General features: G+C 35.0%; 11 protein-coding genes and 2 pseudogenes. 9 read left to right on the forward strand and 4 right to left on the reverse strand.

What is annotated here, in order from left to right; all coding sequences use genetic code 11:
* The first annotated feature begins 467 nt into the window (after positions 1 to 467).
* Entirely contained in the window at positions 468 to 866 is a 399-nt protein-coding gene (locus tag COD11_RS16155; RefSeq protein WP_098797939.1) for a GNAT family N-acetyltransferase, read from the forward strand.
* Positions 867 to 1,104: 238 nt separating this feature from the next.
* On the forward strand, positions 1,105 to 4,134 hold the full coding sequence (locus COD11_RS16160) for an efflux RND transporter permease subunit (protein ID WP_098797940.1): 3,030 nt from the start codon (positions 1,105 to 1,107) through the stop codon (positions 4,132 to 4,134).
* Positions 4,135 to 4,214: 80 nt separating this feature from the next.
* On the opposite strand, the gene COD11_RS16165 is transcribed toward COD11_RS16160, so the two are convergent.
* Both COD11_RS16165 and COD11_RS16170 read right to left on the reverse strand, forming a co-directional pair.
* Positions 4,215 to 5,276 carry a sugar ABC transporter substrate-binding protein gene (locus COD11_RS16165; protein WP_098797941.1) on the reverse strand — a complete coding sequence of 354 codons (1,062 nt, stop codon included), beginning with the start codon at positions 5,274 to 5,276 and terminating at the stop codon, positions 4,215 to 4,217.
* Between the two features lie 27 nt (positions 5,277 to 5,303).
* A complete protein-coding gene (locus COD11_RS16170) occupies positions 5,304 to 7,013 on the reverse strand; it encodes a methyl-accepting chemotaxis protein (protein WP_098797942.1) in 1,710 nt (569 codons plus the stop codon).
* Between the two features lie 1,150 nt (positions 7,014 to 8,163).
* On the opposite strand from COD11_RS16170, the gene COD11_RS28215 reads away from it, so the two are divergent.
* Together COD11_RS28215 and COD11_RS27580 are read left to right on the forward strand one after the other, a co-directional pair.
* Positions 8,164 to 9,351 (forward strand): methyl-accepting chemotaxis protein, encoded by a 1,188-nt coding sequence (locus COD11_RS28215; RefSeq protein ID WP_483296298.1) that lies wholly within the window; start codon positions 8,164 to 8,166, stop codon positions 9,349 to 9,351.
* A gap of 71 nt (positions 9,352 to 9,422) precedes the next feature.
* A pseudogene (locus COD11_RS27580) lies at positions 9,423 to 9,500 on the forward strand (YjcZ family sporulation protein); the annotation flags it as partial.
* 304 nt (positions 9,501 to 9,804) lie between these two features.
* On the opposite strand, the gene COD11_RS16185 reads toward COD11_RS27580, so the two are convergent.
* Together COD11_RS16185 and COD11_RS16190 are read right to left on the reverse strand one after the other, a co-directional pair.
* The gene (locus COD11_RS16185) at positions 9,805 to 10,713 is read right to left on the reverse strand and encodes a LysM peptidoglycan-binding domain-containing protein (RefSeq protein ID WP_098797945.1); all 909 of its coding nucleotides are present in this window, start codon (positions 10,711 to 10,713) and stop codon (positions 9,805 to 9,807) included.
* Between the two features lie 66 nt (positions 10,714 to 10,779).
* Positions 10,780 to 11,535: a LysM peptidoglycan-binding domain-containing protein gene (locus tag COD11_RS16190; RefSeq protein ID WP_176551117.1), complete on the reverse strand. Its 756-nt coding sequence runs from the start codon at positions 11,533 to 11,535 to the stop codon at positions 10,780 to 10,782.
* Positions 11,536 to 11,697: 162 nt separating this feature from the next.
* Here COD11_RS16190 and COD11_RS16195 point away from each other — a divergent pair, with 162 nt between their 5' ends.
* The 5 genes and pseudogenes from COD11_RS16195 to COD11_RS16215 all read left to right on the forward strand — a co-directional run.
* Positions 11,698 to 11,988 (forward strand): DUF3817 domain-containing protein, encoded by a 291-nt coding sequence (locus COD11_RS16195; protein ID WP_098797947.1) that lies wholly within the window; start codon positions 11,698 to 11,700, stop codon positions 11,986 to 11,988.
* A gap of 126 nt (positions 11,989 to 12,114) precedes the next feature.
* Positions 12,115 to 12,441: a metal-sensitive transcriptional regulator gene (locus COD11_RS16200; RefSeq protein WP_098797948.1), complete on the forward strand. Its 327-nt coding sequence runs from the start codon at positions 12,115 to 12,117 to the stop codon at positions 12,439 to 12,441.
* Positions 12,442 to 12,455: 14 nt separating this feature from the next.
* A complete protein-coding gene (copZ, locus tag COD11_RS16205) occupies positions 12,456 to 12,662 on the forward strand; it encodes a copper chaperone CopZ (protein WP_098797949.1) in 207 nt (68 codons plus the stop codon).
* Positions 12,663 to 12,956: 294 nt separating this feature from the next.
* The gene (locus tag COD11_RS16210) at positions 12,957 to 13,739 is read left to right on the forward strand and encodes a GNAT family N-acetyltransferase (protein WP_098797950.1); all 783 of its coding nucleotides are present in this window, start codon (positions 12,957 to 12,959) and stop codon (positions 13,737 to 13,739) included.
* A gap of 426 nt (positions 13,740 to 14,165) precedes the next feature.
* Positions 14,166 to 14,970, forward strand: a pseudogene (locus COD11_RS16215) (endonuclease MutS2); the annotation flags it as partial.

Genomic DNA, 14,970 nt, shown 5'->3' on the forward strand with positions numbered 1-14,970 from the left:
AAGCGAGCAGAGAAAATGGGTCCCGATAGTGGGGGAATCGGGACAGAAAATAGAGAGAGCAGTCAAGTTGTGTCTAGATAGTGGGGGAATCGGGACAGAAACCAAAGCGAGCAGAGAAAATGGGTCCCGATAGTAGATGAATCGAGACAGAAACCAGAGCAAGCAGAGAAAATGGGTCCCGATAGTAGGTGAATCGAGACAGAAAGCAGAGCGGGAAGGATCAAACTTGTGTCTCGAAACAGTGTCTAAATCCAGAAAACACATCCCTCACCAGCAAGATCTTGTACAAATTCTTCCTTAATTTGAACTGATTTCTCTTTTCTTTCAAATTGTCTAACGTTACAAACCCACTGAGTAGCATACAAGTAACCTCATAACCGAATTCAAGAGAAAATTCCCCAAAAAAACCACTTTTATAACGATTCTCTTCATTATATACTTAGAAAAAACACAAAGGGGAAACGTAGATGAATTATACATACAAAGTCCACGATAACATTGATGTAACTGAGCTTTCACAAGTTTTTAAAGCTTCCGGAATACGAAGACCTGTTGATGATTTAGACCGACTACAAAAAATGATCGAAATGGCAGATATTGTCATAACAGCACGAGCAGACAATAAAGTTATTGGCGTGGCGAGAGCGATTACAGATTTTAGTTATTGCTGTTATCTATCAGATCTAGCAGTCGATAAGAATCATCAAAAAGCTGGAATAGGTAAGAACCTTATACAACTATTACAAGACGAAATAGGAGAAGAGGTGTCACTTTTATTGCTTTCTGCTCCTGAAGCAATGGAATATTATCCAAAAATCGGATTTACATCAATAAATAATGGGTTTAGTATCCCAAGAAAAAAATAATATATGAAATACGTTGAAAAAGGCAGACAATAGTCTGTCTTTTTTATTTTTAATTTCATAATACGTCTCAAGCCGTAGATGATTTTACACCTCAGGTCATTTAACGCTTCCACTTTTTGTTATTAAAATAATGACTGTAGTAACTAACTTGATATGACAAATTTTACCTATGATTAGGAAGGAGTTAAGAGATTCACCCGTACTTAGCCAAAAAAACAAGAAAAAGGAGTTTTATATTATGTCTTGGTTTACAAAATGGTCATTTAAAAACAAAGCAGCTGTTTTCTTAATGTCTACATTGATTTTAGTGATGGGAGTTTTAAGTTATTTTCGATTACCAATGGAGTTTTTACCTTCAGCAGATCAGCCGTTCATCTCAGTAGTAACGATGGGGAACGGGGTGGATGCAAAAACGATGGAAGATCAAGTTACTACCCCGATAGAAAATGCGATGGACGGAGTGAATGGTAAAAGAAATGTTTTTTCAACTACTGGTGATGGCTATTCGTCCGTGGATATTCATCTAGAATCTAAAATTGACAAGAAGGAAGCCAAACGTGAAATCGAGGAAGCATTGGCGAATGTTCAATTACCTCAGAACGTCATGAAACCCAATATTGTCCAGCTTAATACATCAATGATTCCAGTATCATACATTGCTCTAACATTTGACAAAGGAATCAATCCAGAAACCATTCAATATGCACAAGATGAAATAGTTCCTTATTTTAAAAACATTGATGGTGTAGCAGATATTCAAACAAACGGTATTATCCCTTCTTTTGTATCCGTTGAATTAGATGAGAAAAAGATGGCAGAAAAGCAGGTATCTATTGAGAGTATTATGACGCTGCTTCAGGGACAGAATGTTTCAGCGTCCATAGCTGAGAATACAGTTGATGGAAAAGCATCAAATATTAAAGTGATTGGTGACGTTAATACAATTGAAAAACTAGAAAATACAGAGGTTATCCCAGGCGCTGCTTTAAAAGATATAGCAGAAATTAAAATAGAAAAACAAGATAATAATCTTACAAAAGTAAATGGTTCTGATGCTTTAACCTTTGTTATTACAAAAGACAGTCAATCGAATGCTGTAACAATCAGTAAAGAGGCTGAGAAAGTATCAGAAGAAATTAACGAGAAATACAATCAGTTAGAAACAACCGTGGTTTTAGCATCAGCAGATATGGTTGAATCATCTGTTCACAGTATGATTAAAGAAGTTTTATTAGGTGCACTTTTTGCTACTATTGTTATTATGATCTTTTTACGTAACTTACGCTCAACATTAATTACAATCGTATCGATTCCATTGTCATTAGGTTTTACACTGTTTCTACTAGCACAATCAGGTGTAACATTAAATATTTTAACACTTGGTGGAGTAGCTGTTGCGGTAGGCCGTTTAGTAGATGATAGTATTGTTGTTATAGAAAACATCTTTAGAAGAGCTCAAACTGAGAAGTTTTCAGTCAAGATGGTCATAGATGCAACGAAAGAAGTAGGATCTGCAATCACTTCATCGACGTTAACAACAGTTGCTGTCTTTTTACCGATGGGATTAATAGGAGGCAGCTTACAAGATTTCCTATTACCATTCGCCTTAACAATCACTTATTCATTACTAGCATCCCTAATCGTTGCTTTAACTATTGTTCCGGTTATGAGTGCAGGATTATTAAAAAATGCAAAAATGATAGAGCACAAACCTTCTGTAAAGTTTACTAGATTTTTAACTTGGTCACTGAATCATAAATGGGTTGTTCTTTTAACATCATTTATTTTATTCGCAGGGTCAATTGGGGGATATATGTTACTTCCTAAAGGCTCTGTAGATAAAACAAAAGCAGATTATGTTTATGTTTCGTTAAAATATCCTAATGAAACACCAATAGAAAAAGTAAAAGAAGAGTCATCAAAGCTTGAAGAATTTGTGATGGAACAAGATGAGCTTGAAAATGTTTATTTGCAACTTGGCAACTCTGCAGATTCTGCAAAATATGGTGAGGTAGGAGATCCCACTCAAACTCAGATTATGGCAATTCTTAAAGAAGATGCAGATATGCAGGCATTCATAGACAAGGTGAACACACAGAAAGAAGAATATAAAGATGCTACATTAGAAGTAACTGAAGCATCTATGATGAGTGGCGGTTCTACATCAATTACCGTAGATGTAATTGGTGAGGATGTTAAGGAATTAACAGATCTTTCAGAAACAATCACAGCAGAAATTAACGGTATTGACGGAGTTGAAAAGGTTTCATCAAACCAAGAAGAAACAAAAACAGTTTATTCCTTTGTTGTTAATCCTAGCTTAGCTAAGGCCGATCAAATCGCACAACAAGCATCTGTTATGCTCAATCAAACACCGCTTGGCACAATTGAAGTAAATGATCAACAAACAATGGTAATGCTTGAGCCAGTTTACACACCTGACACGGAAAAAGACTTATCTGAAGTTCCGATTATGACAGCAAACGGAATGACAACTATTTCGAAGGTTGCCCAGCTTCAACAAACTGAAGAGCCTACTAGCACATTCCATAAAGATGGTGAGCAATATGTGAGGGTAACAGCTAATGTAAATCCTGAAAAACTTTCAGAAATTTCTACTGAAGTAAATAGTAAGATTTTTGGAGATAAAGAAACAGAAGGAATAGACATTCCAGATGATATTGACGTGTTTGTTGGCGGGGCTAGTGCAGACCAAGCAAGTGACTTTAATGACTTATTTATGACAATGCTCGCTTCCATTGGAATTGTGTTCTTAATCATGGTGATTACGTTTAAAACAATCCGTGCACCGATTGCTATTCTGTTCTCACTTCCACTAGCTGCAATTGGTGCAATTCTAGGAATTATGATTAGTGGTATTTCCGTTGATGTAACAGCATTACTTGGGGCACTTATGTTAATCGGAATTGTTGTAACAAATGCGATCGTCCTACTTGATCGAGTGAAGCAAAATGAGAAAACGATGATTATTCGTGATGCAGTAGTTGAAGCTGCAACCATTCGTATGAGACCAATCATTATGACAGCAGTAGCTACTATTTCAGCTATGCTACCACTACTATTTAAAGAAGCAGAGTCAGGAAACTTAGTTTCTGCAAGTCTTGCCATTGTAGTAATTGGGGGACTAAGTGTAGCTACACTCTTAACTCTTGTAGTGATTCCAGTTGTTTATGAGCTTCTTTATTTTAGAAAATCAAAAAAGCAAAGAAATCAAGTTAAGAAGCAAGAAGATACAATTGCAGTTTAATAAAAATTAGAAAAAACGCTGGTAGCTTTGTATTTCAAGTCACCAGCGTTTTTCTGTTTATAAATAGTTACTAATCAACTTTACTTTCCATAAATATCTTCTTTAGCTAAGTAGCCATCCTTCACAACAGTTGAATCAATTGTCTCCTTCGTTACGGCAGTAGGCTCTAATAAAATCGTAGGAACTTCTATTTTATTATTATTAATGGTAGTATCCGTTTTTGGATTTTCTCCTTTAGCAACCTTAAACGCCATTTCCGCTGCCTGGGTCGCAATCACATTAATCGGTTTGTAAACAGTCATCGTTTGAGTGCCTTCAACAATACGTTTAATACCGTTTAATTCAGCATCCTGTCCTGAAACGGGGATTTTGCCTGCTAGCCCGACAGCTTCTAGTGCTGAAATAACTCCACCTGCAGTTCCATCATTTGCAGCAACCACTGCATTTACTTGATTACTTGATTTATTTAATGCTTCTTTCATATTTTGTTCAGCAACTTTCGGATCCCATCCATCTGTATACTGATCTGCTATTAAGGTAATGTCACCCTTATCAATTAATGGCTGTAGAACTGACATAGCGCCTTTTCTAAACAAAATAGCATTATTATCTGTTTCTGCACCACCAATATACGCAAACTTCCCTTTTGAGGTGTTCTTTACAATTTCGGTTGCTTGTAAAACACCTACTTTTTCATTATCAAAGGAAATATAGTAATCTAGGTTACTCTTAGTAATAAGTCGATCATAGGAAATGACTTTTATATTATTTTCATGAGCAAGTTCCACAATCTTTGCCGCTTCTTCTGCATTATGTGGGACAACAACTAGAACATCAACGCCTTCTTCAATTAACAATTGAGCTTGTTTTAGTTGAACAGCATCATGACCATTGGCTGCAAGAGTTTTTACTTGTCCACCTAATGACTTAATATGTTCCTCGAATAATTGCTTATCTTTGTACCATCTTTCTTCTTCAAGAGTATCTAATAAAAATCCAACGTAAGGGACATTGTCATTTGTAATAAGTTTACCTGCTGTTTTTGTTGATGTTGCTTTTTCTGTTGACGAGCAGGCTGTAGTTATGAGTACAACAAAACAAAGGAGTAGACTTAAGCTTGTTTTTTTGTAGTATCTAAGCACCTTGTGACCTCCATCTTTTAGTTTGACTTAAACCTTAAATTTACCAATCATCTCATTCATTCGAATAACCATTTTTGATAGCGTGCTTGCACTTGTTGAAATAGTATCAATTGATTGCGTTTGTTCGAAGATAGCAGCAGAGATTTCCTCTGACCCTGCAGCTGATTCTTCAGATATGGCTGCAATTTGTTCAACGGATTGATTGATTTCTTGACTTGTTTGTTCAAAATAATGAAAAGCTGATGAGATATTTTTTACACGATTTGTCATATCGTAAACTTTTTCCTTAATATCTGAGAAGTACTTACCTGTTACTTCAATTTGTTCCGTTCCTTCATTTACCTTTTGAAACCCACTATTTAGTTCATTTGATATTGATGTTGTCTCTTCTTTAATACTAGTAACAATAGAAGTAATGTTTTCAATTGAAGCTGTTACTTCGTTTGCTAGTTTCTTAACTTCTGAGGCTACAACAGCGAAGCCTTTCCCGCTTTCTCCAGCTCTTGCTGCTTCAATTGAGGCATTAAGTGCGAGAAGATTTGTTTGCTCTGCAATTGATTTAATGACTGTAACAAGCTCTGTGATTGATTCCGTTTTTAATTCAAGATTTTTCACTTTCTCAACTGATCGTTCAACGATCATATGAATAAGCTTCATTTGCTCTAAAGAACTCTTCATCTGCTGATCACCGTTAACGGATACTGTTAACATGTCATCGGAAAACTGCACCAATTTGCTTCCGTCCTGATTCATTTCAATTAAACGATTACTGAATTCCTTAATATGCTCAGAGATATCTGATACTTCGTTTGCTTGGTTGTTAACACCTGAGGCTAATTCATCAATTGTATTTGCCACCTGTGTGCTGCCTTGTTTTAGTTCTGAGGCAGATTCAGCAAACGCGGAACTTTGATGATCAACATCTGAAGCGATATGAGAAACTTCTAAGATCATTTCTCTTAAACGACTACCCATGTGATTAATTGCTTGAGACAGCTTTCCAATTTCATCATTTCCATCATTCGTTAGAGGTTCAAACGTTAGGTTACCACCGGCAATTTCTTCACTTGTTAAAACCAATTGATTTAAATGTGATGAAATTTTTCTGCTAATGAAAATGAGTAAGATAGTTGAAACGATAATCGCTACGGCGACTGAGATCATTAATAATTTGATCGTAGTAGATATGGCATTTTGTGATTCTGTTAAAGAAGCTTTGTTAGATTCTGTTGCGATTGTTTTTAACTGTTCGCTTAATTCACTAGTTTCATTTTTTAATGAGCTAGCATCTCCTTGTAGCTTGTTAAATTCTTCTGAATTAATTTGTTGGACATTCGGTACAATCGTACTAAAGAAATATTCATCTAATTTATGGTTGTTTTCGATGATTTTATTAAAAATGTCAATTTGTTCTTTGTTTGTTAATTGAGCTTTTAACTTTTTAGCAATGTCTACAAATGTTCGGCTGTCTTCTAAATAATTCATTAGTCTTTCTTCATCAGCAAGAAGTAGATACTCTGGAATTTGACTGTACTTTTCATGATAAAGAGAAGCCAAGTCTGAACTATATAAAGCTATTTCATTTTTTGCTAATGAATGGTCAATTGTTTGACTTGTTTTATTAAGCAATCCGTACGTAATAAAAATTGAAACTAGAAAGGTAACGATGACAACTAAAAATATGTAAAAGTACTTGCCTCCAATCTTGGTGTTTTTCCATCTAAGATGATTGAACAAAGAAATCCCCCCAAAAAATGTTTTATATTAGATTTTATCGACAGTATTCTACAATTGTTTATAGGAATAGAGTACTACAGACAGTTATGCGTAAGTTTAAGTGTAACCATGATAATTCTCCTAGAAAAGAGAGAAAATATTAAAATATTATGAAAAATTTGGTCGAAATATAGTATAATTGAAAGCGAATACATAATTGTTAGAAAAAGATTAGGAATTTTGTCTTTGTAATAAATTTTGCATGTCTTTTCCTAACAATTTAAATTTAAGAAGGGGGGAGAAAGAGATGATGGAACGAATAAAGAGTAGAATAAAGCGGACGTCATCAAGAGAAGAAGCTTCCAAGAAAAAGAGAAAGAGTGTAATAAAAACGCCTCATTTTTTGAATGGGATGACACTTAAATCAAGAATTATCATGTTTTTGCTTTTATTTACGATTATTCCTAGTTTGATCATTGGAAACGTTGTTTACTTTGTATCGAAGAATACAATTGAAGATAAAGTTTCTACTATGAATGAAGATATTAGTGTACAGGTAACAAAAAATGTGAATAACTCATTAAAAGAGATTGAAAATTTAACGTTAGTGCCTTTTTCAAATTTAGAGCTAATGGAAAAATTTGAATCAGTAGAAGGATTAACAGATTATGAGAAGTTCCTTTTGCATAAAGATGCGGTAGTCTTTTTTCTAAGCATTACTTCAACTAATAACAATGCAAAAGCCATGTTTTTTATTAATGAGGAAAAAACGATCTTTGGAGACGAGGGTCATGCAAAAGATACTAATATTGAAAGTATAAATTCTACTCTTTCGGAAGAAGTTCAAAATCTATCAAGAGGTGTACTTTGGAAGTCAGGTATAGATGGTAATTACGAAAACGTATATTTATTTCGTAAGTATAACCGCACGGGAACTCTAATCCTTGTTGCTAATGGAACACTTTTTGAAAAGGTGTTTGAAAGTGACCTTGATGTCTCTTCGAGAGAAATAACGATCTTCAACGAAGATGGTATGGTGATTTCAAGTAATAAAGAAGAATTAATCGGAACAAAATTTGAAGATCATAAAAATGCACAAGACAATTTAATTTCTATTAAAGAAACCGAAAATGGCTGGAATGTAGCAGTATCCACTTCTAAATCTTATTTAATGAAAGAAATTCAAAACGTACTTTATTTGGTATATATCATTATTTTTGCGTTTGTCTTATTATCTGTTTTTGTTAGTATCTTTTTAGCTAGAAGCATGATTAAACCAATTAATCGAATCGTCGAGATTATGAAGGAAGCTGAAAAGGGAGACCTTACCCATCGTGCGGATTATTTATATAAAAACGAAGTAGGTCAGCTTGGAACGAGCTTTAACAATATGATTGATAATATAACGATCATGATTGAAGAAAATAAAAAGGTTTCTGCTTATGCTGTTAACCGTGCGAATGATCTAAAACGTATCGCTTCAGAATCTGCATCCGCCTCAGAACAAATTGCAACAGCAATTGATGAAGTGGCCAGAGGAGCGGTTAGTCAGGTTGATTATTCAGAGAAAACCAATCGTGAAATGAAGGAGCTATCTAGTGAAATTAACGAGGTAGCCGGAAATATGGTTAAAGTATCATCGATTACTGAAACAACGAAAAAGTTAAGTAGTCAGTCAATCGAAACGATTAAAGAATTAACAAAAAAGAGTGAAGAAATGGGCACAAACATTGGTCAGGTTGACACAACAATGGACAAATTAAATGTTGAAATTGCTCAGATTAAGGATATTGTAGAAATGATTAAGAGCGTAAGTGAAGAAACCAATCTACTCTCACTAAACGCAAGTATTGAGGCTGCAAGAGCAGGGGCAGCAGGTAGAGGTTTTGCTGTAGTAGCTGAGGAAATCCGTAAGCTTGCTGATCAAACGAAAAGTTCTTCTTTACGAATTGAAACCGTTATTACTAGTATTTTAAGTCAGACGAAACAATCAGTTGAGCTTGTCAAAACGACTATTGCTTTATTCAAAGAGCAATCCACTTCCATCCATGATACTCAACAAGCATTTGAAAATATATTATCTGGTACTGACTCAATCATAAATGAAATTGATTATATTGAAGAGTCAATCGGTAAAATTAATAATAATAAAGAAAAAGTTGAAAAGGCAATCAGTGAAATGGTCGTGGTAGCTGAGGAATCTTCTGCGACAACGGAGGAAGTAACAGCTACGACAGAAGAACAGGCAGCTGCAGCTGAAGAATTGGGCGATCTTGCTTCCTCATTATCCAAAACGATTCACGAGCTTGAGAACACGATCCATAAATTTAAAGTGGGAGAAGCAAAGGAAGAATACTAGTCAAATGCCTAGATCACTTTTAGACGTTTTACATAAGGTATTAAGGTAAATCATCTGGAGGTGAACTCGGAATGAGTGGTACAGTAGGATATGGCGGCGGCTTTGCTTTACTAGTCGTTTTATTTATTCTTTTAATTATTGTTGGAGCTGGTGGCTTCGCTGGTGGATACGGCGCAGGTTATGGTGCAGGTTATCCAGGTTATGGATATGGCTGGTACTAATTAATGGAAAGGGGCTAATAGGGCCCCTTTTTTCTGTACCTTTTAGCTTTACGCTATAGAAAATACCTTATTCTAAACCGGCAGCTATTCGTATTTTTTCTTGATGGTATGGATCCACCTTACCATCTTTATGTCTTGTGGAGTCTTTAAAATGAATATCAAAATGCCCATTAATGCCATTATTTCGAACATAGTCTACATCATGGGGATAAAAGCTCATACTTGCAGCAATTTAACGGCCGTCAATTTCAACGATAACAGCCCGTGTGGACCAGCTAAAGCCTCCCCATATACTTTTGGCCATATTTGTATCAGTTGTTGTTAGTGTTTCACTGTCAGCATGATTGGCTCCAACTGTGCGCTGCACTTTAAAAGATTTGCCTGTTTGAAAATCAATGACCGTTGCTACCTTCCCAATAGGAAAAACATATTGTGCCTCTGTCCACCACGTTAGAAATTCTCCATGATGTTCACTAACTGTTTTTTGCACTGCAATTTGATGTACAGGAATTTTTAGTTTTTGCCCGATCGATAATCTACTTGATGTTGTTAGATTATTTGCTCTTAAAAGCTCTGCTTGAGGTATGCCGTATTTTACACTAAGGTCCCAAATATTATCACCTGACTGCACAGTATGTGTACGATAAGTAAGGGAGTTTTCGGTTGTTGCAGAAGCGGCCCCGTTCGTGCTGTTTATGGTAAGAACTTGACCAACAGATATATTTGTACTAGTTAATTGATTTATTTTCATCATTTCTTCTGTTGTAGTACCATGCTCTTTGGCAATTTCAGAAAGAGTATCACCATTTTTTACTACATATGTCTTCTTTGTTGGCTGCTTTTTTAATTGTAGTGTTTGCCCTAAGTAAATCGTGTCAGAAGTTAAGTTGTTGTTTTCTTTAATAGATGAGACTGATAGGCCAAATGCTTTTGCGATACCAGAAAGAGTGTCACCAGCAACAACCTTATAGGAAACAGGAATTGTTTTACTTTCTACAGCTGTTTTAGCTTCACTTGATGACGGAATTACTAGCATTTGTCCAAGATAAATGGTATCTGTGGATAAAGAATTTTGTTTTTTTATATCCTCCACGCTAGTATTAAATCTTTTTGCAAGAACAGATAAGCTATCACCACTCATAACAGTATATTTTGTTAATTCCTGCGATGGTTGGGTTGTTGTTACTGATGGAGACTCAGTTACTTTTCAAGGTATATTCAATGTTTGTCCCACTCTGATTATGTTAGTTGTTAAAGAATTAACTTCTTTTAAAGATGAGACAGTTGTTTGAAACCTATTAGCTATTACTGACAAAGAATCACCTGACTGAACTGTGTAGGTGCTCGTTTCTGGCTGAGTGGTTGTAGACGTTGGAGCAGTTGATACTGTACTTGCTACAGGAACATATAAAGATTGTCCAAGGTAGATTACGTCTGAAGTTAGGCTGTTAAGTTGTTTAATTCGATCACTTGTTGTTCCAAATTGCTTGGCCAGTACCGAAAGTGAATCACCTGATTTTACATCATATTTTAGTAACGGAATGTTTAATACTTGTCCAACTTTGATGGTATCACTTGTTAATTGATTAAATAATCTTATTTCATTCGTTGTTAGTCGGTATTTTTTTGCTATAAGACTTAATGAGTCACCACTTTTAACGGAGTACGTTAAAGTATTTAACAAGGTTTGATCTTGGGATGCAGCTTTAACTGTTGTTTTAGATTGTGTTATAGATGTAAAGGAGAACATCCCTATAAGGATTCCGCCTGCAACGATTTTAATTGCATTAATTTTAAAATTAGGAAACCTTTGCTGGGCATACTGACCGATTTCATCTTGATATGTTGATGTACCCGTTGTTCCCAACTCATTTGCAAACTCTGTATCAAAGTCCGAAACATATAGTGTAAGGATAACACCGTCACTTTGTTTCTCAATTCCATATTTATGTAAAAAATTCATAGAAACACACCTCCCTTTATAGTATGGAAAAGGAAAAATTTCTTTATCCATAAAACAAGCAATGTTAAGAAAGCAATGTTAAGAAATTGTCAAACTTAAAAGACCTTATTTTTCTTAAGGACATGTATAATGGAACTATGTTTAGAAAATGGAGTTGAGAGAATGTTTCATACCTCTTTAGGGTTACTACGTTTAACAGCAATTTTGGAAGGGATTTCATATTTGGTTCTTTTACTCATTGCTATGCCTTTAAAATATTTCTTAGACTTCCCATTTGCAGTTTCGTTAGTAGGCGCAGTCCATGGATTTCTATTTATTGCTTACCTGCTTATGGTGGCAATCGTGAAGTTTAGGAAAAAGTGGTCCATACTATGGGCATTGTGGGCTGTGTTGTTGGCCTTTATCCCATTCGGAACGTTTTATTTAGATAAGCAGTTACAAACAAAAAAATAGTACATAAAATAAGGCTGGCACAAACGGTGTCGGCCTTTTAATATAGACTTTTACTAAATGATTAACTTAATGATTTGTATAGTCCCTGGGGGTATAATAGAATAAGATATATAAGGAGGAGATTGGATGAGCTCAGAGAATGATTTTCAACATTCGTGTCATCTTAATGAACAAAGGAACAGTCATCACTCAGAGAAAGTAAAGAAAAATTTAGTTACTCGTTTAAACCGTATTGAAGGACAAATTAGAGGCATCAAGGCTCTAATTGAAAAAGATACTTATTGTGATGATGTGATTACTCAGATTTCTGCAACTCAGTCGGCATTAAATAGTGTTGGGAGATTGCTATTAGAAGGCCACTTACGTACATGTGTTGTTGAAAAAATTCAAAATGGTGACGAGGAAATTATTGATGAGTTGCTAGTCACAGTTGGAAGGTTAATGAAAAAATAAGGAGTGTTTTTAAGATGAAAACTGTCACACTTAAAGTAGAAGGAATGTCTTGTCAACATTGTGTAAATGCTGTAGAAGGCAGTTTAGGTAAATTAGAAGGTGTGTCTACTGTAAAAGTGGAATTGGATAAAGGTACAGTAAATATTGATTTTGATCCGGAAAAAGTAACGAAAGATAAGATGAAGGATGCTATTGAGGATCAGGGGTATGATGTACTGTAATTGTAAAAAGCAAAGGGGCCTGTCGATAGCGTCCCCTGTCACTATTACTCACTTTTTTGTTCAATGCTTCTTTGGCTTTAAGAAATTCTTATTCAACTTCAATAGAGCTGCTTTTTTCATATAGGTCAGTCTTTTCTGATAAGTAATCATGTGTTGCTGCTACTGCTTCTAGATGTAAGACCTTGTCTTCTGTTCTAGCAAATTCGTTCGAAATATTCTTAGACTGAAAGGGATAGACTTTACTATGATGAGGATAGCGGCACCTTAATTTAAATGGAACGTGGGGAAAATATTATGATTGAAACATATATTCATCAACTGGATATAGCTTATCTATCATCTTTTTCAACGAAGATTGAAAAAAGTTGGGGCTATCTTTTTTATAATGAAAATCAACCAACCTATTATGATGCGAATCATGCAAATCTTTCTTCATATGAAGGTAATACAGAAGAGATCATAAATGAAGTCATTGATTTTTATCAGCGCAAGAACATTATTCCAAGATTTTATTTAACACATTATGAAAAGCAGGAAGCATTTTTAACATCATTAAAAGATAAAGGTTTTAGATTTGAGGAATTTGAGAGTCCCATTCAATTATGGCAGAGAAATGTTGAGATTGCTGTTGATCCAAAAGTGACGATTGAAAAGGTAACAACAGAAAATATGCAAGCTGCGATAGAGATCGAGTGCCAAATTCCAGAGTTAGGTGGCAGTATTCGAGAAAAAGCCTTTAAAGAGGAGTTTGCACAAGAGAGCTATTCACATTATTTATTAAAATATGATGGAGTTCCTTGCTCAACAGCTTGTGTATTTTTTCATGAACAAAATGCTAGGCTAGAGAGTGTGGCTACATTGAAAGAATACCGTGGAAAAGGTCTAATTGGTCAGCTTATTCATTATATCCAGGAAGAAGTAAACAAGAAAAATGTTGAACGTTTTTGGGTTTTTCCAATAAACGAACAAGTAGAGAAAGTTTATGAAAAATCAGGTTTTGAGACAATCTTGAAGATAAAAGTTGGTCATGCATTCCTAGGTGGAAAAAGCGTAGAAGAAGTTCGAAAAGGGCTTTAATCGAAAAACCTTATATTGACAATTCGCTTTAGATTCTGATATTTTATAAGTAATTATATTTTAGGAGATGTGTTTTGTGAGGGTTTCTGTTCTTAACTAATCGAAGTAAATACTTCATCTACATGTAAATGCTTTTAAAAACTTTTCGAATTGAAAGGTTTATTTAAGTGTATCCATGTGGACAGTTAAGAACAAAAACGGTATGTACACAATTTACGATCTCTTAGCATAGTGCTCGTGGATAAATCCGTGCTTGTTTAAGTACGGATTTTTATGTTTACAAAAAAACAAATGGCATTAAGTCATTTGTTCTTAAGTGTAGACTCCCAGGCCATGCAGAGGTTTTAAGAGGTGATGAACAACCATTGTTCATCACCTCTTTTTTTATTTTAATTCAAAAAATGAATATAACGGAGGTTCAAACCATTGAACAACAAGACATTTGAAGTTTTAGAATTTAACAAAGTCTTAGAACTACTAAGTGATTTTGCTATGAGTGAAAAAGCCAAGATAAGAGCTAGAGAACTAACACCGATTACCGATGAAGGAAAAATAAAAAGATGGTTAAACGAAACAACCGAAGCTTGCACCATTATTGAAAAATCATCGAGTATTCCTGTTCATTCCCTCCATGGTGTTGAACAAATCATCACACTAGCTGATAAAGGATATATGCCAACTCCAGAGCAATTTGAATTTTTAGGAGCTTTTTTAGACAGTGTGAAGAAAATCAAAAGGTTTATGATAAAGCAGGAATACCATGCACCCACAATAAGCTCTTATGCCTATTCTTTGTATGAACTGTCTGATTTGGTTGATGAAATTTCACGTTGTATAAGAAACAATCAAGTAGATGACTATGCCAGCAGGTCATTAACAAAGATCAGAGGTAAGATCATCACAATTGAAGAAAAGATTAAAACAAAACTAACGCAAATCATGAAATCTTTTTCAACATATCTTCAGGAACAAGTTGTAAGTGTAAGGAATGGACGGTATGTTGTCCCGGTGAAAAATGAATACAAGCGGAAGTTTTCTGGAGCTATAGTAGATCAATCTTCAAGTGGGCAAACCGTTTTTATGGAGCCGCATGATTTAAATAAGCTTCAAGATGAGCTTGGCTATTTAAAAGTAGAAGAAGAGGTGGAGGTTCAAAAGATTTTGGGCCACTTAACAGATCTTACTGCCTCATACAAACAAGAACTCCTAATTAAGGTAGTGTCAAAAGATT

The organism is Bacillus sp. AFS040349, from assembly GCF_002577655.1.
Classification (GTDB): domain Bacteria; phylum Bacillota; class Bacilli; order Bacillales; family Bacillaceae; genus Metabacillus.

Bases quoted from the DNA above. Each gene is read 5' to 3' on its own strand.
- COD11_RS16200 (WP_098797948.1), top strand. From the start codon at position 12,115: ATGAGCTCAGAGAATGATTTTCAACATTCGTGTCATCTTAATGAACAA.
- COD11_RS16195 (WP_098797947.1), top strand. From the start codon at position 11,698: ATGTTTCATACCTCTTTAGGGTTACTACGTTTAACAGCAATTTTGGAA.
- COD11_RS16185 (WP_098797945.1), bottom strand. From the start codon at position 10,713: ATGAGTGGTGATAGCTTATCTGTTCTTGCAAAAAGATTTAATACTAGC.
- COD11_RS16160 (WP_098797940.1), top strand. From the start codon at position 1,105: ATGTCTTGGTTTACAAAATGGTCATTTAAAAACAAAGCAGCTGTTTTC.
- COD11_RS16210 (WP_098797950.1), top strand. From the start codon at position 12,957: ATGATTGAAACATATATTCATCAACTGGATATAGCTTATCTATCATCT.
- copZ (WP_098797949.1), top strand. From the start codon at position 12,456: ATGAAAACTGTCACACTTAAAGTAGAAGGAATGTCTTGTCAACATTGT.
- COD11_RS16190 (WP_176551117.1), bottom strand. From the start codon at position 11,535: ATGAATTTTTTACATAAATATGGAATTGAGAAACAAAGTGACGGTGTT.
- COD11_RS28215 (WP_483296298.1), top strand. From the start codon at position 8,164: ATGAAAGAAATTCAAAACGTACTTTATTTGGTATATATCATTATTTTT.
- COD11_RS16155 (WP_098797939.1), top strand. From the start codon at position 468: ATGAATTATACATACAAAGTCCACGATAACATTGATGTAACTGAGCTT.